We start from the raw sequence: 18,559 nt of genomic DNA, 5'->3' as shown, positions 1-18,559 counted from the left end.
CTATCTACAGGAGGTTATCGTGACAATTTTCCCTGCGTCGGCCATGGCGGCAATACTGTTCGTGTCGCTGAATCCGGAACTGGAAGGCCGCTGGGGCGGCGAGCTGGATGTTGGTGCGGCCCAGCTGCGCATCGAGATCGTTCTCGATGAAAGCGATGGAAGCTGGAGCGGGGAACTGATTTCGGTGGACCAGGGCAATGCCCGTGTCCCGGCGACGAGCGTCACCGTCGAAGGCGACCGCGTCATCATCGAACTCTCCGCAGCAAGTGCTCGCTACGAAGGGACGCTGACTCCGAACAGTCAGCTGGATGGAGAATTCGAGCAGGTCGGACAGACATTCGAACTCGATATGGCGCGCATGGCGCAGCCCGCCGAGACAAACGCGCCCCCTGCGAGATATGACAATGACCGGGACATCCGTGTTCTGAACGGTGAGGTCACCCTTGCTGGTTCGCTGCGACTTCCGGAGGGCGCTAACACCGTCCCGGGCGTGGTCTTCATCAGTGGGTCCGGCCCCCAGGACCGGGACATGACGGTAGGTGAGCACCGCGTATTTCTAACCCTGGCAGAACATCTGGCGGATGCCGGCATCGCCAGTCTGCGCCTGGATGACCGTGGTGTCGGCGACAGCGCAGCTATAATTCCCCACCATCCACAGGACATCGCTGACGACATGGGCGCTGCACTTACGGAGTTGCGCCTCCAGCCGGACGTCAACGGTCAGTGTGTCGGCTTTATTGGGCACTCGGAAGGTGGTTCGCTGGCCTTAATGGCGGCCGGGTCGAGCGCGCCGGATTTCATTCTCAGCCTCGCCGGCATGCATGCGAGCATGGCTGACACGCTCATCGAGCAGGGCGAAGCGATCGTGCGCGCCAGTGGCGGCAGTGATGCCGATGTCGCGGCACAGCGCGCTGTCCAGGATGTGGTGATGACGGCCCTGCGCGACACACCAGTTGGCGAAGCCGGTCCAGCAATCGAAGCGGGTTTGATCGAGGCTGGCCTTCCCGAACAGATCGCGCGACAGCAGGCCATGATCTGGGGGCAGGCCTATGCCCAGAACGCGCTCGACCTGGATCCTGCGCCCTATATGCAGGCCTATCCGGGTTTGTTCTCCGCACTGTTTGGTGGATCAGACCTGCAGGTTCTGGCCAATGTCATGTCCGAGCGTATCATCGCGGCCCGAGGCGCGCTTCCCACCCGCGTGAGCACGCTGGCGGGTCACAATCACCTCTTCCAGCTTGAGGCCAGCGGTCTGCCAACCGGCTACACCACGGCACCTCATGCCATGTCGCCAGAGGCGCTGGCTACAATTGTTGAAGAGGTCCAAAACCTGATCGACATGTCTTGCCAATAAGAAACTGGACAAGCAGGGCGGCATTCCCCACTTAAACTTCCTGGAAATACGGGAGAGAGATATGAGCCGCCGCCTTGCCCTTGTTACCGGAGCCTCCTCAGGTATCGGAAAAGCCCTGGCCCGCGAATATGCCGCTAATGGCTGGGATGTGGCGCTGACGGCGCGTCGCGAAGACAAGCTGCGTGCTCTGTCCGAAGAGCTTGAGAAACAGTTCGGCATTGAAACCTATGTCATCACTGCCGATCTGGCTGACTCGGCTGGCCCAGGACAGATCATCGACGCACTCCGGGCGGCTGAACGCGATGTCGACGCCCTGATCAACAACGCCGGCTTCGGTCTGCCAGGCACCTACACCCAGACAACGTGGAAACAGCAATCGGACTTCATCCAGCTGATGTTCGCCAGCTATTGCGAACTCGTGCACCGGGTGATGCCGGGCATGCAGGAGCGGGGGTTTGGGCGCATTCTCAATGTCGCCTCGGTCGCGGGCCTGTCTCCTGGAAGCCGCGGGCATACGCTTTACTCAGCCGTGAAATCGGCTCTGATCAAATTCAGCCAGTCGCTGCATTTTGAAGGCAAGGAGTTTGGCATTCATGCCACCGCGCTCTGCCCTGGCTTCACATATTCGGAGTTTCACGACGTCAATGGCACCCGCTCAATGGTGTCGCAAATGCCCTCGTTCTGGTGGCTGAGCGCCGAGCAGGTCGCGGAGGCCGGCTACAATGCCGTACAACGCAATGAACCGATCTGTGTTCCCGGTCTTTGGTACAAATTCATGACCGGGTTGATGCAGGTTCTGCCCACACACATGGCAATGTGGCTGATGGATCGGAACCAGTCCAAATTCCGCGCGGCTGAAGACACGACCCAATCCACTCCACAGGAAGGCTGACCATGCTGGCGCTGGATGTTCTGCCACTCTTCCTGGCAGCGGCGATTGCCCTTGCACTGACTCCAGGACCGGACATGGCCTTTACACTGGCAACCAGTGCCTCGCGTGGTAGCCGAGCCGGACTCGCGGCAGTCGCTGGTATTATCGCGGGTGGCGCTGTGTGGACCATTGCGGCCGCAGCAGGCCTTGCAGCCATCGTAGCAACCTCCGACCAGGCGCTCACCGTCATCAAGTATGCCGGCGCGGCCTATCTGGTCTGGCTGGCCATCCAGACCCTGAGCAAGATCGACGCCCTGCCAACCGCAAAGGCGGGCGACAATGCCGTCCGGGCCTTTCGCCAGAGCCTGCTCACCAATCTTCTCAATCCGAAGATCGGTCTGTTTTTCCTGGCCCTGCTTCCGCAATTCACAAATCCGGAAATCGGTCCAGTCTGGCTACAGATGCTGACCCTGGGCGGGATCTTTTTTGCCATGGGCACGGTCATCCTGACAGTAGTTGCCATCCTGGCCGGCAAGGCCCAGGAACGCCTGGTCAGTTCGAAAACCTGGCGTCGCATGCTCAATGGCATCGCCGCCACCGCCTTTGGCGGATTGGGTTTGCGCTTGCTTCTGGACGGCGATCACGGCTAGAAGCCGGGCCATGCTCAATATCGATCCCCGCCTGATTGTCGCGCTGGACAAGCCGACCATCTCTGATGCCCAGAATGTCGTCGACACGCTGGGCGATGCCGTCAGCTTCTACAAGATTGGCCTGCAATTGCTGCCGATTGGCGGTATGCAGCTCGCTGCCTCGCTCAAGGCTGCCGGCAAGCAGGTCTTTCTCGATTACAAGCTGCACGACATTCCAGCGACTGTTGAAAAGGCGACACGCTCAATCACTGGCGCAGGCTGTGACCTGCTGACAGTCCACGCAGAGCCGGCCGTGATGCGTGCTGCCGCGGCGGGCCGCGACAATAGCGATCTAAAGATCCTGGGTGTCACCGTGATGACCTGTTACGACGACGCCATGCTGGAAGAGATGGGTTATGCACACAAGGCACGGGACCTCGTCTTCCGCCGCGTGGAGCAGGCGCTTGAGGCAGGCATTGATGGTGTCGTAGCCAGCGCCCAGGAAGCCGGTGAAATCCGGCAGCGTTTCGGTGGCGACTTCCTGATTGTCACTCCGGGAATCCGTCCCGCGGGTGCTGATGTCGGCGACCAGAAACGTGTCGCTACTCCTGCGAGCGCTCTCGCGGATGGCGCCACTCACCTGGTGGTTGGACGTCCGATCCACGGCGCACCGGACCCGGCTCAAGCGGCCCGTGATATCGTAGCAGAGATGTCCACACACCCGGCGTGATCACAATGCGATGGCCTGGCGAGAACTGATAGGGCAGGCGCGCTGGACCCTCGACTCCGCCAGTCAGATCGCCGTGAAAAAAACTGTCCGGCAGGCGCACGGTCTGCCGTTCATCCTCAACGGACGTTTCGGATTGCGGGCCGAGGGTGAGCGCGAGCAGCGCCGCTGTAAACAGATTAACCATGCGGCTAACCTAAAGGCATATCCAGACAGGTAAATCCCGCTCACCCCGCAGGGGAATTGGTTAATTTTCACGCGCCCACTGAACAGTCAGTGTTTGGGCCAGGCTTTCAACGCCGGAGGCCGATACCTCAGAAATCGCTGACAATGCCCTTGCGCTCCCAGTCTCCGAACCGGGTGGGTTCTGGACCTTTCGGACCGGACAATTCCTTGGCCATGGGCTTGGCGTCCTCAGCCTTGCGACGGGCTTCGGCTTCCTCGAGCGCTCGGCGCGCCGCTGGCGAAAGCGCCTTTCCGGGCGCTGCGTTTTCAGGGACGGACATGAAACTAATCCCCTCTTGTTGAATGGCCTTAATGAGACCAATTACTAGTGCGAAACGTGATGAGTGCAAATAAAAGCCCAACTGAAATGACCGCTAATACACTTCGTACCTTCCTCCTCCTTGCCGGCATGACCGCCCTTTTCATGGGCATTGGCTATATGCTGGGCGGCGCTGCCGGTGCCATGCTGGCGCTCGTAGTCGCTGCGGGCATGAACCTGTTCGCCTGGTGGAATTCCGCTGACATGGTGCTGCGCATGCATGGCGCGCAGGAAATCCGCCCCGGCGACAGCAATCCGCATTTCCGCCAATACGCGGAGGATGTGCAGCGCCTCGCGCAGAAAGCTAACATGCCGGCCCCGCGTGTCTATGTGATCAACGAGGATCAGCCGAACGCCTTTGCGACCGGGCGTGACCCCAGTCATGCAGCTGTCGCGGCCACGACCGGGCTTCTGGCCCGCCTCAATCGCGAGGAAGTCCAGGGCGTGATGGCGCACGAGCTGGCCCATGTGAAGAACCGGGACACGCTGACCATGACGGTCACCGCGACTCTGGCAGGTGCAATTGGCATGCTGGCCAATTTCGCGCTCTTTTTCGGCGGCAATAACCGCGCAGGCCTGCTCGGTTCGTTGGCGCTGATGATTTTCGCGCCGATGGCGGCGATGCTGGTCCAGTCAGCCATCAGTCGCGCCCGCGAGTACGAAGCCGATCGCGTCGGTGCGGAAATTCATGGCAATCCCCTGGCCCTCGCATCGGCGCTGGAAAAGATCGAGCGCTCCGCTCGCCGAACCGTAAACCCGGCCGCGGAACGCAATCCGGCCACGGCCCACATGTTCATTATCAATCCGCTGAACGGCCAGCGCATGGACAATCTGTTTTCCACCCATCCGGACACCGCCAACCGCATCCACAAACTGCGGCAGATGGGCGGCGCAGCGGCGAGCACGGCGTCCGGTCCGTGGAATCAGCGCGGTCCTTGGGGTTAGACCCGGAGCGACGGGCGTGTTAGCTCGGCGGCATGAACGACGGAACAGCCCCCCGCCAACACGCCGCCGAAGCCTATATCCGTGTCTTCAGCCAGAACCGGACCCTGGAAAACGCGCTGGAAACCCTGCCCGGTTACAAGGATATGGACCCGCGCGACCGGGCCTTTGCGCGCTATATTCTGGCCACCAGTTTCAGACGCCTCGGACAGACGCATAGCGTCTTGTCATCCTTCCTCAACAAGCCGCTCGAAGAAACCGCGCCCTATGCGCGAGCCTTGCTGATCACCGGCGCCACGCAAATCCTGTGGATGGATATCCCACCCCACGCTGTTGTGTCCTCGGCAGTGAAACTGGCTGAAAAGCGACCGGAAACGCGCAAGCTCAAGGGCATGATCAATGCCGTCTTGCGCAATATCGACCGGGAGGGGCGACAGAAAGCCAAATTGCTGCCGCCCCAGGACAATCTGCCTGAATGGCTACGCGCGAGCTGGCGCAAGAACTTTGGACCGGCCGCCATGAACCGGATGGTCATGGCCGGACTTGAATCTCCGCCGCTGGACCTCACCGTCAAGGACCCGTCCACCCGCGAGGAATGGGCGGAAAAGCTGGGTGCCAAACTCCTTCCATCAGGCACGCTCCGCCTTGACAAGATCGGTGATGTCACCAGCTTGTCAGGATATGATGAAGGCGCCTGGTGGGCCCAGGATGCCGCTGCAGCTATCCCAGCAACGCTGCTAAAGCTGGACCCGGGTTCGAGTGTTATCGACATGTGTGCTGCGCCGGGCGGCAAGACGCTTCAACTGGCAGCAGCGGGATATGATGTACAGTCAGTCGACAGTTCCGAACCGCGCCTGAAACGGGTCCGCGAGAATTTGAAGCGGGTTGGCCTTGAATCCCAGATCCATGCAGGCGATGGCCGCAAGTGGAAACCCGCCTCACAGGTAGATGGCGTATTGCTGGATGCACCCTGTTCCGCGACCGGCACATACCGCCGACACCCCGAGAGCAACTGGATCAAGGCGGCCGAGGATCCCCGCAAATTTGGCAAGATCCAGCGCGAACTCGCCCGCGCCGTCGCGAAAATGATCAAGCCCGGCGGTCAGCTTGTCGTGTGCACCTGTTCCCTGCAGGTCGAGGAGGGCGAGTGGCTCTCCAAGGATATCGAGAAGAGTATCAAAACACTCGAACTCGATCCGATCCGACCGGATGAATTGCCAGGGCTGGAAAACGCGCTGACAAAGCGTGGTGAAGTTCGACTGACACCAGCTCTCTGGCTGGATGCCGGCTCCATGGACGGCTTCTTCATTGCACGCTTCAGAAAATCAGGGTGAAATCACACATCTCACCTCGTGCGGTGACGACTGCTTGCACCCCTGAAACGCCACTGTTATCGGGTCATTATGCCTCAAGATACAATTATCTCCCCCTCTATCCTCTCTGCTGACTTTGCCAAGCTCGGTGAGGAAGTACGCGCCATTGATCAGGCTGGAGCCGACTGGATCCATATTGACGTCATGGACGGGCATTTCGTGCCCAATCTGACCATTGGTCCTGGCGTCGTCAAAGCTCTGCGCCCGCACTCCGACAAACCATTCGACGTGCACCTGATGATTTCACCGGTCGATTCCTACCTAGAAGCCTTCGCTGATGCGGGTGCCGATACCATCACCGCGCATCCGGAGGCGGGGCCACATTTCCATCGCACCGTCCAGACCATCAAGGGCCTGGGCAAGAAGGCCGGCGCCGCGCTCAATCCGTCCACGCCTGTGGACGTAATCGACTACGTTCTCGAAGAGCTGGACCTGGTCCTGATCATGAGCGTCAATCCGGGGTTTGGCGGTCAGAGCTTCATTGCAAACCAACTCGGCAAGATCGAGGCCCTACGAGAGCGCATCGAGCAGCGTGGCCTGTCGACCATGATCGAGGTGGACGGAGGCGTGAACGCGAAAACCGCCGCCCAATGTCGGGAAGCCGGGGCACACGCGCTGGTCGCCGGCTCTGCTGTTTTCCGCGACGGGCCGTCCGGTTACCAGGCCAACATCCAGGCGCTGCGGAGCTAGCACATGGCCCACTCCGTCGGTCTCATGGAGTTCGCGCAGGCAGGCTGGACCAGCCTGCGTCGTGAAGCCTCCTCGACCGTACACGCCATGGGCCTGGCCCCGCTTTTCCAGTCGGGCGCAGGCCAGCAGGAAGCGCTGGCCTACGCGCTCGACGACCCCTATGGGCCGGACGGAGAACATGGCGACTCCATCTGCGATGGTCGGTTTTCGCTTGCCGGGGACCAGCTTATCGCCCGCGACGGGTCTGATATCTGGGAGATGCTGACGCCCAGTCGCGCCTTTGCCGAACAATTGCACGGTCATGTCTGGCTGCGCGACGTTGTTTCCGCCCCCAATCACGACGGAGCCACAGAGGCCCGACGCCTCGTGGATACGTGGGTGGCCAAACACGGTCGCTGGAACAGTTTTATCTGGTCGCCCAGTGTCATGTCGCTGCGGGTGATGAACTGGCTTCGGGCCGGCGAGACACTGTTCGGGGACGCGGCCGGTGACGCCGACAACACCCGACGGCGGCGATCCCTGCTGGCCCGACAGGCAAAACATCTCCTTCGCACCCTGCCGATCGCCGAGGATGGTCGCATCCGCCTGCGCGCCGCACTCGCGGCCACAATCACCGGCCTGTGCCTGCGGGGTCAGACAGCTCTGCAGCGAGCGGGAATGACGGCGGTCGCAGCGGAGGTCACTCGCCAGATCCTGCCGGATGGTGGGCATGTCTCGCGCGCGCCGCAGGCCACAGCTGAAGCACTGATCGACCTGCAGGGCCTGGTGGATATTGCGGAGATGTCCGGCATTCCGGTGCCTACGGAGATTTCCAGGGGCATTGCCCGCCTGCGCGCCATGGTACGCTTTTTCCAGATGGCCGACGGTGGCCTGGCCAGTTTCCATGGCGGTGGAGAGTTCGACAGGGGCGCTGTGGATCACGCCCTGACCCGAACCGACGAACCCATCAAACCCTTCGGTTTCGCACCGCACTCCGGCTATCATCGCACCGAAGCCGAGGGCGCAACCGTCTTGTTCGATGTCGGCGATGCCCCGCGCGGAGAATTGAGTACGGAAGCGCATGCCAGTGCTCTGTCCATCGAGTTCTGTACACCTGGCGGTCGTCTGGTCGTCAATTGCGGCTGGCATGACGCCCAGACCTCGGACTGGCGAGAGGCGGTCCGCGCGACGGCAGCCCATTCTACCCTGGTTCTGGGCGAGGTCTCCTCATCCAAGATCCTGGCCGGGAGCTGGCAGCGTGAGATGATGGGTGCGCGCCTGGTCGCACCAAAGGGGCAGGTCTCTGCACGCCGCAATGAAGGTGAAATGGGGATCTGGCTGGAAGGTAGCCAGGAAGGGTATCGCGATCGCTATGGGCTTTCGCACCGGCGCAGGATCTTCCTCGCTGCGGACGGTGGCGATCTGCGCGGCGAGGACGCCTTGTTCCGCCCAGTGACGGACGGGCCACCGGACGATATTGAGGTGCGTTTCCCCTTTGCCATTCGTTTCCACCTGCACCCCAGCGTTCGGGCTTCACTGTCGCGCGACAATATGAGCGCCCTTCTGGTCCAGACCAATGGCGATGGCTGGCGCTTCCGGACCGATGGCGGCCCGATCAGCCTGGAACGCTCTGTTTACCTTGCCGCAGGAGCCCCTCCCCAAAGGGCCACACAAATAGTAATACATGGAGAAGCCGAACCCTTCGGAGCCGGAGACCGTCCGCCAAACAGGGTAAGGTGGGCTTTCCAGCGCCTCGGCAGGATCGGTGGCGCGGTAGGGGGAATTGAGTGAGTATGCCGCGTCTACATAAGCCGCGTCCGGCGGGCCGGTCGTTCTGGAGCACGGTCCTGGCCGTATCCATCTACGACCTGCTGGCCGCTGCCGTGTCGATGTGGGTGGCGGTGACGATCCGGTATTATTTCCACGAGAACACGGCAGACCCCGGTGTCGTACTGCGCTCTGTCGCAGTATTTACCATGGCCTGTGCGATCGTGTTCCCGCTGCAATCCCTGCACAAGGGCGTGTGGCGTTACACGGCCCTAAACGACGTTGCACGCATCGTGCGAGCTGTCGGTATCGCCAACCTGGTTTTCCTGCCCGTGCTGTTCCTGCTCAACCGGCTGGAAGGGTTCCCACGAACCAGCATCCTCATCGAAATCCCTATCCTCATCGGCCTCTTGCTCGGTGCGCGCGTGATCGTCGCTGCCTGGCGTACGGGCGGTCTTCCGACCGCCTTTCGCTTCGAGGATCGAATGAAGCCGGCAGCGATCTTTGTCGGCAATGAAGCCGATCTGGATGACGCCCTGCGGGACCTGGCCCGCCGCAATGGCTCGGCACCTTTTCGCGCAAAGGGACTGGTTGTGCTCGACAACTCGCTGGCCGGACGCGCCATCCGGGGTGTCCAGATCATTGGTGGGCTGGAGGATATTCCGGCGGCCATCAACCGGCTTTCCGCGGTTGAGCCACTCCCACCCCGTCTGGTGCTTGCCGGTGAGAAAATCGACATCGACACCGTCAATGCTTTGATCCGCATCGCGTCTGCCACAGGCGCCAAGCTCTCTCGCGCGCGCCCCGGAAAGGGGCCAGGCGCTTTCTCACCGGTCGAGACCGCTGACCTGCTCAATCGTCCGCCACGTACGCCAGATCTGGAACCGGCGCGTGAAATGATCGAAGGCAAGCGCGTTTTGGTAACCGGGGCGGGTGGAACCATTGGCTCCCAGCTGGTCCGTCTGGCCGCCCAGCTCTCTCCGGAAAAACTAATTCTGCTCGATGCGTCGGAAACCAATCTCTACGAGATCGACATGGAGATGAGACGGAAGGACGCCGGGGTGAACTGGCGCGCCGTACTGGCGGATGTGCGCGACCCGGAACGTCTCGACACGGTTTTCGGCGAGGAAAAACCTCACGTCGTCCTGCACGCAGCAGCGCTGAAACACGTACCGATGAGCGAGCTCAATCCGGGTGAGGCCGTGCGTACAAACGTGCTGGGCACTTCTCTGACCATTGATGCAGCCCGAAAACACGGCGCCGAAGTGCTGGCCCTGATTTCTACCGACAAGGCTGTTGAGCCCTCCAATGTCATGGGCACCACCAAGCGCGCGGCAGAGCTTCTCGCACAGGCAGAAGCAGAGCAGCAGAATGATATGCGTATCTGCGTGGTGCGTTTCGGTAATGTGCTGGGCTCCAGCGGTTCCGTCGTTCCGCTGTTTGAATACCAGATTGAAACCGGTCAGTCCGTCACTGTAACCGACCCGGAAGCCACCCGCTATTTCATGACGGTCAGCGAGGCGTCGGGCCTTGTCCTGTCTGCAGCATCGCTCACTGCAGCCAATCCGGAGCGCAATGGCGCGCTTTATGTCTTCGACATGGGCGAGCCGGTCTCTATCCTGCGGCTTGCGCGCCAATTACTGCGCCTGCGCGGCCTGGACCCGGACGCGCCGGGCGCTATCAATGTGATCGGACTGCGTCCAGGTGAGAAACGCCATGAAAGCCTGATCTACGGCTTCGAGGAAGCCAGCTCGACCGAGATCGGCAGTATCCGCTGCGTCAACGGCGGCAAGATCCCGTCCGAGTGCAGCGAGCGTATTCTCGGCGATCTGCTGAAGAGCGCGCGGCTCAATGACCTGGAACAGATGCAGGCTTCACTCGAACAGATCGCTGCGCTTCAGCCCGTTGTTGAAACAACCAAAGAAACGACGCTTTCCCACTAGGGGAAGGCGTGCTAACTCGCAGCCAAATTCTGACAGACCCAAGGAGCCGGTTTCATGACCGCTATGGACCTCGTACCCGTTCGTCGAGCTCTGATTTCTGTTTCCGACAAGGATGGCCTGATCGAGCGCGGCAAGCGTCTCGCGGCAGCCGGCGTCGAAATCCTGTCGACCGGTGGCACGCTGCGCGCGCTCAATGAGGCCGGAATCGAGGCCAAGGATGTCTCGGACGTCACTGAATTCCCGGAAATGATGGATGGCCGTCTGAAAACGCTGCACCCGCGCGTTCACGGCGGACTTCTCGGTCGCCGCGACAATGGCAAGGACCGCAATTCCATGGGCGAGCACGGCATCCCGCAGATCGATCTCCTCTATGTGAACCTCTACCCCTTCGAGGCCACAGTCGCACGCGGAGCCAGCTCGGAAGACTGTGTCGAGAACATCGATATCGGTGGCCCTGCCATGATCCGCGCGGCCGCCAAGAACCATGCCTGGGTCTCTGTGTGTGTCGACGGCAAGGATGTCGACCAGGTGCTTGAGCAAATTGAGGCCAATGACGGCTCCGTCACCCAGGACCTACGTACCCGACTGGCGGCCAAGGCCTATGCCCGCACTGCTGCCTATGATGCCGCAATCTCAGGCTGGTTTGCGGACCAGCTGGGCGAAGGTGCGCCGGACTTCCGTGCCTTTGGTGGCGAGCTGACCCAATCGCTTCGTTATGGTGAGAACCCGCACCAGCGTGCGGCCTTCTACGCAACACCGGAAATCCGCCACGGCATCGCGACCGGACGCCAGGTCCAGGGCAAGACACTGAGCTATAATAATCTCGCCGACGCGGATGCTGCTTTCGAGCTGGCGAGTGAGTTTGATCCTGCCGAAAAGGCGGCCGTCATCATCGTAAAGCACGCCAACCCGTGTGGTGTCGCCGTCAATGACACGCTGGTCGGCGCTTATGAGAGCGCCTTCGCTGCCGATCCGATTTCTGCCTTTGGCGGGATCGTTGCCATGAACCGCACCCTGGACGCGCCGACGGCCTCGGCCCTGGTCAAGATCTTCACCGAGGTGATCATCGCACCGGATGCTGACGAAGACGCCCTGGCCGTTCTCTCTGCCAAGGCCAATCTGCGTGTCCTGCTGACCGGTGGCATGGCCGATACGAAACAATCTGGCTGGATGACGAAGACTGTCGCCGGTGGGCTTCTGGTCCAGGAACGCGATATCGGCATGATCACGCCGGAAGAGCTGAAAGTTGTCACCCAGCGCGCGCCGAGCGAAGCCGAACTGGCCGACCTGATGTTCGCCTGGAAAGTCGTCAAACACGTGAAATCCAATGCCATCGTCTACACAAACAACTGTGTGACGGCCGGCGTTGGTATGGGTCAGACCAGCCGTCTGGAAGCTGCACGCCTCGCTGTCCGCAAGGCCGAGGCGACGGCTGCCGAGAACGGTTGGGATCAATCCCGCACCATCGGCTCGGTGTGTGCGTCGGACGCCTTCTTCCCGTTTGCCGACGGACTGAAAGCTGCGGTCGAGGCGGGTGCCACCGCCGTGATCCAGCCGGGCGGATCCATTCGCGATGATGAGGTGATCGCAGCTGCTGATGAAGCGGGCATTGCCATGGTGTTCACCGGCATGCGCCATTTCCGCCACTAGGCTGCTCACCGAGCCCGCAACGGGTTCGCCTGTGAATCAACTAAACATTGACCTGCCGGGACGCTGCCACCAGTGTCCCGGCATGTTTATGCGCAAATTACTGTCCTTTGCCCTGGCCGGCGCGGCCATGCTGGTTGGCGTTCTGCTGTTGGCCTATGCAGTCAATCTGACCCATGTCGCCATGCCCCGGCGCACCGTGGAACAGCAGGTGGCACTGCTCCGGGCCCACACGGAAATCCGTCTGCCCGAAGCGGCAAGCGAACCGGTTCCGGTTGTTGTAATGCTGCACGGATGTGGCGGACGCCGGCAAGTTCAGGATGATTATGCCAACGCTGTCGTCGAGGCAGGTTATGCCGCCCTCATTATCAATTCCAACGAAGCGCGTGATATCGGCCGTTTCGGCAGTATGAGCCAGGTCTGCCTGGCATTGCGTCTGCTGGGTCAGGAGCGCGCGGCCGATATTCACGCCGGCCTGAAGATCGCGGCGGAACACCCAGGCCTCGACCAAGACCAGGTCGCGCTGCTGGGCTGGTCCCATGGCGGCTGGACCATTCTGGACGCCCTGACATTTGCCGGACGTGACCAGTACCCCAATGCCCTCAAGGGTGTCCCGGATGGATTACCAGGCGTGCAGCTGGCATTGGCGATGTACCCCTATTGCGGCTTTCCGGCGCTTGCTGATGGCCGTGACCTACCCGCTGACATCCCGCTTCATGCCATCCTCGCTGAGGATGATGTCATTGCTCCGGCCAATCGATGCGAACGACGGCTCGAACGGGGTGGCGCGCATGTCAGCTTTGAAATCTATGAAGGTCAGACCCACGCTTTTGACGAACCCAATGCACCGCCCCTGGACCCTCGCATCGTCTATAATGAAAACGCCGCTGCGCAAGCGCAGCGGCGTATCGTGGACCTTCTGGATGAGCGGTTTTCGCAACCCTGAAGCTGCACCGCTCGTTTTAGGGCTGTGCCACTCCGGCCATTTCACCTAGCTGGGTTGAGGCGATCGCAAGCTTGGACAAGGTCCAGGCGCCCGACGCGTCGAGCTGACGCTGGACACTGTCAACACGGCCCGCCTCTTCCTCATTGACGGTGATCCAGGCTTCTACCAGGTTCTCCGCCCATTCACGGCTCGGCTCCTCCACCCCCTGGGCCAGGGACCCGCCGGCCTGTAGCGCAAAACGCATGGCAGACGCAGTCATGGCCTGCTGACTGGCATAGAAATCTTCCATCAGGCGACGCACAGCAAGGCGGTCCCAGTGCTGATCGGAAACGACTTCCTGACCCATGCCGCGAAGGCGATCAAAGCGGAACCGAGCCCCCATGGCATGATAGAGGAAGGCGGTTGACGCCAAGGGCCAGTCGCTGCTGATCGCCATGTCGATAACATCTGTCGACGAGGTCAATGGACGCAGCTCGGCCACGGCCCGGGCGAGTTCTTCCGGAGCACCGGATTCAACGAAGGCTGAACGACGGGCTTCGAAACCCTGGCGCTCATGATCGGAAATGATCAGATGCACCATCGTGCGCAATTGCTGAACACCCGGCTGGTAGGTGTCGATCACGTCACGGATCGGCTCTGCCTTGGTGTGGGACCGATTGCGATTGCGACGAACCAGCCAGTAGGTCTGGCGGCGCAGCAACCGAATGATCTCTTCGTGCAGCTTCAGCTGGACATTGGCCGGGGCCATATTGTCGAGCGCATTGATCTGATCGGTGAGCTCGGCATAACCAAACACTTGGCGACCCGCCTCGAAGGCGCGGGCGATAGCCGGAACCGTGGCCGCCGTACTGTCAATCGCCCGGTGGATGAAAGTCGGCCCCCCAGATTGATCATCTCATTGGCCAGGATCGTGGACACGATCTCGCGCTTCAGGCGGTGACCATCCATGCCATCGGAGAATTTGTGCAGCTGATCGGGGAAGTAATTGATCAGCATTGAACGGAAATGCTCGTCATCCGGCACATCCGAGGCCACCAGCTGATCGAACAGGGTGATCTTGGCGTAGGAGATGAGAACGGCCAGTTCCGGACGAGTGAGGCCTTCACCTCGCCCCTTGAGCGTCTGGATCCCGTCTGCCGAAGGCAGGAATTCGACCTCGCGGTCCAGTTGGCCCAGATCTTCCAGACGGCTCATGAAACGCTCATGCGCATCCAGATCGGCGATCGCGGTCTTCTCCGCCATCGTCAGGGCAAGTGTCTGGTCGTAATTGTGCTTGAGTACATGATCGGCGACATCATCCGTCATCGATTCCAGCAGCTCGTCGCGGCTGTCGCGATCCATGTCACCGCCGCGAACGACCGGGCGCAACAGGATCTTGATATTGACCTCGTGGTCCGAGCTGTCCACGCCAGCGGAATTATCGACAAAGTCGGCATTGGCCCGGCCACCATGACGGCTGAACTCGATCCGTGCTGACTGGGTGAAGCCCAGATTGGCGCCTTCGCCTATGACTTTGGCGCCCACCTCTTCCGCGTTGATACGCAGGCCGTCATTCGCCTTGTCGCCGACTTCCCAGTGCTGTTCGTGCGTGGCTTTGACATAGGTGCCGATACCACCGAACCACAGGAGTTCTGTCTCGCTCTTGAGCAGGGCCTGGATCAGCTCGGTCGGGCTGACAGCGTCCTCGGTGAGACCGGTCAGTGCCTTGATTTCATGCGTGAGGGTGATCGTCTTGGAGTTGCGCGGGAAAATGCCGCCGCCCTTGGAGATCAGGCTCTGGTCATAATCCTGCCAGGAGGAACGCCCGAGCTTGAACAGGCGGTCGCGCTCTTCCCAGAGCTTTTCCGGGTCCTGTGGATCCGGGTCGATGAAGATATCGCGATGGTCGAAGGCAGCGACAAGCTTGATCTGTTTGGACAGCAGCATGCCATTGCCGAACACGTCACCGGACATGTCGCCAACGCCCACAACCGTGAAGGGCTCGTTCTGGATATCCTTGCCCAGTTCGCGGAAGTGACGCTTGACGGATTCCCAGGCGCCGCGCGCGGTAATACCCATCTTCTTGTGGTCGTAACCGGCAGAGCCACCCGACGCAAAAGCATCACCAAGCCAGAAGTCGAGCTCATTCTCCGCCATGCCATTGGCTGTATCGGAGAAGGTCGCCGTACCCTTGTCGGCGGCAACAACCAGATAGGGGTCTTCATCATCCCAGCACACGGAGCGATCCGGGCGGATGACAGCGTCCTCGACAATATTGTCGGTGATATCGAGCAAGCCGCGGATGAAGGTCTTGTAGGCTTCACGACCCGCTTCGAACACTTCGTCACGCGAACCATTGCGCGGCAGGGTTTTCGGGTAGAAACCACCCTTGGAACCGACCGGTACGATGACGGCGTTCTTGACCTGCTGGGCCTTTACCAGGCCAAGCACTTCTGTGCGGAAATCATCGCGGCGATCCGACCAGCGCAGGCCGCCACGGGCAACCGGGCCGAAGCGCAGATGCACGCCTTCCACATCCGGAGCCCATACGAAGATCTCGCGGTAGGGTTTGGGCAGGGGCAGCTCTTCCAGCAATTCGCTGGCGATCTTGATGGAAATGCGCGGTTTGGGATTTCCGTTCTCGTCACGCTGGAAGAAGTTTGTGCGCAGCGTGGCTTCAATAAGGTGGAAGATCCGGCGCAGGGCGCGGTCATGATCGAGGCTGGCAACAGCATCGAGCTGCTCACGCAGGGACTGGGAAACCTCCCAGACCGCGTCGCCCCGTGCCTTCATGTCACCGTCAAATTCCGGATCGAACTTCACGCGTGCCAGCTCGAGCAGGCCCTTGGCAATGCCCGGATTGGCGGCCAGCGCCTCTTCCTGGATGCTCTGCGAGGGGTCGAGGCCCGTCTGCTGGCGATAGCGCGCACAGGTGCGCAGGAAGGCAGCCTCCCGCCAGGTCACACCGATCTCGACGATCAGGCGATTAAAACCGTCATCCTCGGCCCGGCCCTCGGCCATGGCCAGGAGGGCGTCTTCCAGCTCGCCGGCAAATTCCTCGAGGGAACGGCCTTTGAGTGCATCAGATTTCATTTCGAAATCATGCACATAGGCACGATCCAATGCCTGGCCTTCCTCTGCACGGCGATCCACCGGGAAACCGGTTTCCTGAACCACGACAAGACCGAGATTTTCCAGTACCGGCATGACACGCGACAGCGAGACAGGCTTCTGGATACGGTAGATCTTGAGGCGCAGCTCGTTATCCGCATCATCAGGTTCGGTATAGACACGCACGGCAACCTGCTGCGGATCGGTCAGAGACTCGATCTTGATGACGTCCTTGAGAGCCTCTTCCGGATCATAGAGTTCGCGATAACCAGCCTTGAAGGCGCCCTCATAGGCGGGCATGCGCAGACGGACCCTGTCCGTGGCAGTGCGGCGAACATGGGTCTCGAAATCATCTTCCCAGGTACGGGCAAGCAGCGCGACACGGCGTTCCAGCTCATCAACATCCGGCTCCGGATGATCAAACGGGTTGAGACCAATGATGTAGTGAACCCGCGCCAGCGGGCTGTCTCCGAATTGCGGATAATAGGCCGAGAGACGTCCACCAAAGGAGTCGCGGATCAGCTCACCAGCCTGTTCGCGGACCTTGGAATTATAACGATCCCGCGGAACATAGAGCAGGGCCGAGACAAACCGGTCGAACTGGTCGCGGCGGATGAATAACTTGGTGCGCGGGCGGTCATTGAGGTGAAGAATGCCGAGGCTGATTTCCAGAAGGTCATTCTCATCCGTCTGGAACAGCTCGTCGCGCGGATAGTTCTCGACGGTATTGCGAAGCTTTTTGGCATTGTGCGTGCCCGGTGTCTTGCCGGCGCGCTCCAATACTCGGCGGACCTTGCGGCGGATCAGCGGGACATCGCTGGCGCTCTGGTCATAGGCTTCAGCCGTGAACAGGCCAACAAAACGTGCCTCACCGATAACCGCACCGTCCTCGCGATATCGTTTGACACCGATGTAATCCATGTAGACCCGACGGTGCACGCGGCTCTTCATATTCGCCTTGGCGACAATAATCGGCGTCGGTTCGCGCAGGAAAGTCTCGATGGCCGGAGTCAGTACCGCTGGCTCGGAGCCCTTGCGTAGAACATGCCGATCCGGGTCGCGCAACACGCCACGGCCTGTATCGGCACGCACCCGCGGCACACGATTGGCCATTGCGCCGTCTTCCTCGACCTCGAAGTCGTAAACACGGCATCCCAGGAAAGCGAAATGGTCGTCTCGGATCCAGCGCAGGAATTGCAGTGCTTCAGCCATCTCTTCTGGAGATGCATGGCTCTTGGCGGCTTCCAGGTGCGCGATGGCCTCGTCCATCTGCGCGCGCATGTCAGCCCAGTCCTCAACAGCGACACGCACATCATCCAGCGTGCCGGTGACACCATCAATCAGGCTCTGTTGGGAGAGTTCGTCGAGCGGCGGCAGGTGGACCTGGATCATGGATTCCGGCAACACGCGGCCGCCTGCATCCACACGCTCGCCCTTGGTGCCGCGGCGGGCCTGAACGATGGGATGGAACATGGCAATGATATCGTGACCCTGGGCCCCGATCTCCGCCATGACTGAGTCGACGATAAACGGCCGATCACGTCCGATTATTTCCAGGATGCTGCGCGGCATATCCGAGCCGTCGGCGCGTTGGGCCGGACGCATGCGGATCAGGATTTCATCTCCCGGGCGCTCGCCTCCAAACGACCAGAATTCCAGGCTCATCTTGGCCAGGTCATCCGCCGAAACACGCTCCAGATCCTCGGAGAGTGCGTCATCAAATATCTGAGAAAAGAAGGAGTTCCCGAGATCACCGCATTCTTTTCCGAATGCGTCCTGCCAACGCTTGCGCGCGGCCTCCATGAACTCGGCGCGCGTATAGGCGTGCGCTACTCCGACGACCGCCCCCATGGTGCAGATCTCCCTGACTGGTATATTTTCCCGGGAGCCTAGACCTGTTTGCGCCGGGCGCAAGCCAAACCCACCGCATATGCTGCAAACCGGAATTCGGAATATGCAGGCGGTACGGCATGTTAGCGCTCACGCTGGGTGTCTTGATCTGGATCAAAAGAGACGACGGCACCGCCGAGTAGGGACAGGGGAACCCGGCGGCGCCT

At 60.9% G+C, this 18,559-nt stretch carries 13 protein-coding genes and 1 pseudogene; 12 read left to right on the top strand and 2 right to left on the bottom strand.

The genetic code is table 11. The features are described 5' to 3' along the window. Positions 1-19 precede the first annotated feature (19 nt). The 5 genes from SIC17_RS08395 to SIC17_RS08375 all read left to right on the top strand — a co-directional run bounded on the left by SIC17_RS08395 (position 20) and on the right by SIC17_RS08375 (position 3,801). Positions 20-1,354 carry an alpha/beta hydrolase family protein gene (locus SIC17_RS08395; protein WP_412545071.1) on the top strand — a complete coding sequence of 445 codons (1,335 nt, stop codon included), beginning with the start codon at positions 20-22 and terminating at the stop codon, positions 1,352-1,354. 61 nt (positions 1,355-1,415) lie between these two features. After that, a complete protein-coding gene (locus SIC17_RS08390; protein WP_412545070.1) occupies positions 1,416-2,246 on the top strand; it encodes an SDR family NAD(P)-dependent oxidoreductase in 831 nt (276 codons plus the stop codon). Positions 2,247-2,248: 2 nt separating this feature from the next. Beyond that, positions 2,249-2,875, top strand: coding sequence for a LysE family translocator (locus tag SIC17_RS08385; protein WP_412545069.1), 627 nt, complete (start codon positions 2,249-2,251; stop codon positions 2,873-2,875). A 10-nt stretch (positions 2,876-2,885) separates the two neighbouring features. Continuing rightward, positions 2,886-3,584, top strand: a complete 699-nt coding sequence (pyrF, locus tag SIC17_RS08380) for an orotidine-5'-phosphate decarboxylase (protein WP_412545068.1) — start codon at positions 2,886-2,888, stop codon at positions 3,582-3,584. A 10-nt stretch (positions 3,585-3,594) separates the two neighbouring features. Further along, entirely contained in the window at positions 3,595-3,801 is a 207-nt protein-coding gene (locus SIC17_RS08375) for a hypothetical protein (RefSeq protein WP_412545067.1), read from the top strand. 94 nt (positions 3,802-3,895) lie between these two features. Here SIC17_RS08375 and SIC17_RS08370 read toward each other — a convergent pair whose 3' ends face one another. Then, positions 3,896-4,087 (bottom strand): DUF1674 domain-containing protein, encoded by a 192-nt coding sequence (locus SIC17_RS08370; protein WP_291890980.1) that lies wholly within the window; start codon positions 4,085-4,087, stop codon positions 3,896-3,898. Between the two features lie 86 nt (positions 4,088-4,173). Between SIC17_RS08370 and htpX the strand changes: the two genes are divergently transcribed. The 7 genes from htpX to SIC17_RS08335 all read left to right on the top strand — a co-directional run bounded on the left by htpX (position 4,174) and on the right by SIC17_RS08335 (position 13,412). Beyond that, a complete protein-coding gene (gene htpX / locus SIC17_RS08365; protein WP_291890979.1) occupies positions 4,174-5,070 on the top strand; it encodes a zinc metalloprotease HtpX in 897 nt (298 codons plus the stop codon). A 32-nt stretch (positions 5,071-5,102) separates the two neighbouring features. Then, positions 5,103-6,401 (top strand): RsmB/NOP family class I SAM-dependent RNA methyltransferase, encoded by a 1,299-nt coding sequence (locus SIC17_RS08360; protein WP_291890978.1) that lies wholly within the window; start codon positions 5,103-5,105, stop codon positions 6,399-6,401. A gap of 69 nt (positions 6,402-6,470) precedes the next feature. Then, on the top strand, positions 6,471-7,130 hold the full coding sequence (gene rpe / locus SIC17_RS08355) for a ribulose-phosphate 3-epimerase (RefSeq protein ID WP_291890977.1): 660 nt from the start codon (positions 6,471-6,473) through the stop codon (positions 7,128-7,130). Between the two features lie 3 nt (positions 7,131-7,133). Beyond that, entirely contained in the window at positions 7,134-8,900 is a 1,767-nt protein-coding gene (locus tag SIC17_RS08350; RefSeq protein WP_412545066.1) for a heparinase II/III family protein, read from the top strand. Between the two features lie 2 nt (positions 8,901-8,902). Next, positions 8,903-10,819 (top strand): polysaccharide biosynthesis protein, encoded by a 1,917-nt coding sequence (locus SIC17_RS08345; RefSeq protein WP_412545065.1) that lies wholly within the window; start codon positions 8,903-8,905, stop codon positions 10,817-10,819. Positions 10,820-10,873: 54 nt separating this feature from the next. After that, positions 10,874-12,469 carry a bifunctional phosphoribosylaminoimidazolecarboxamide formyltransferase/IMP cyclohydrolase gene (gene purH, locus SIC17_RS08340; protein WP_412545064.1) on the top strand — a complete coding sequence of 532 codons (1,596 nt, stop codon included), beginning with the start codon at positions 10,874-10,876 and terminating at the stop codon, positions 12,467-12,469. An 82-nt stretch (positions 12,470-12,551) separates the two neighbouring features. Further along, positions 12,552-13,412, top strand: a complete 861-nt coding sequence (locus SIC17_RS08335; RefSeq protein WP_412545063.1) for a dienelactone hydrolase family protein — start codon at positions 12,552-12,554, stop codon at positions 13,410-13,412. Positions 13,413-13,428: 16 nt separating this feature from the next. Here SIC17_RS08335 and SIC17_RS08330 read toward each other — a convergent pair. Continuing rightward, positions 13,429-18,305, bottom strand: a pseudogene (locus SIC17_RS08330) (NAD-glutamate dehydrogenase). Positions 18,306-18,559: the final 254 nt, after the last annotated feature.

It is taken from the genome of Maricaulis sp. MIT060901, from assembly GCF_047123815.1.
Lineage (GTDB): Bacteria > Pseudomonadota > Alphaproteobacteria > Caulobacterales > Maricaulaceae > Maricaulis.
The sequence above is the reverse complement of the archived record's forward strand: the minus strand, read 5'-3'. Positions and strand labels throughout refer to the sequence as shown.

What these genes read in the sequence shown, in the direction of transcription:
- SIC17_RS08390 (WP_412545070.1), top strand. Translation starts at nt 1,416, where the DNA reads ATGAGCCGCCGCCTTGCCCTTGTTACCGGAGCCTCCTCAGGTATCGGA.
- SIC17_RS08385 (WP_412545069.1), top strand. Translation starts at nt 2,249, where the DNA reads ATGCTGGCGCTGGATGTTCTGCCACTCTTCCTGGCAGCGGCGATTGCC.
- pyrF (WP_412545068.1), top strand. Translation starts at nt 2,886, where the DNA reads ATGCTCAATATCGATCCCCGCCTGATTGTCGCGCTGGACAAGCCGACC.
- SIC17_RS08375 (WP_412545067.1), top strand. Translation starts at nt 3,595, where the DNA reads ATGGCCTGGCGAGAACTGATAGGGCAGGCGCGCTGGACCCTCGACTCC.
- SIC17_RS08370 (WP_291890980.1), bottom strand. Translation starts at nt 4,087, where the DNA reads ATGTCCGTCCCTGAAAACGCAGCGCCCGGAAAGGCGCTTTCGCCAGCG.
- htpX (WP_291890979.1), top strand. Translation starts at nt 4,174, where the DNA reads ATGACCGCTAATACACTTCGTACCTTCCTCCTCCTTGCCGGCATGACC.
- SIC17_RS08360 (WP_291890978.1), top strand. Translation starts at nt 5,103, where the DNA reads ATGAACGACGGAACAGCCCCCCGCCAACACGCCGCCGAAGCCTATATC.
- rpe (WP_291890977.1), top strand. Translation starts at nt 6,471, where the DNA reads ATGCCTCAAGATACAATTATCTCCCCCTCTATCCTCTCTGCTGACTTT.
- SIC17_RS08350 (WP_412545066.1), top strand. Translation starts at nt 7,134, where the DNA reads ATGGCCCACTCCGTCGGTCTCATGGAGTTCGCGCAGGCAGGCTGGACC.
- SIC17_RS08345 (WP_412545065.1), top strand. Translation starts at nt 8,903, where the DNA reads ATGCCGCGTCTACATAAGCCGCGTCCGGCGGGCCGGTCGTTCTGGAGC.
- purH (WP_412545064.1), top strand. Translation starts at nt 10,874, where the DNA reads ATGACCGCTATGGACCTCGTACCCGTTCGTCGAGCTCTGATTTCTGTT.
- SIC17_RS08335 (WP_412545063.1), top strand. Translation starts at nt 12,552, where the DNA reads ATGTTTATGCGCAAATTACTGTCCTTTGCCCTGGCCGGCGCGGCCATG.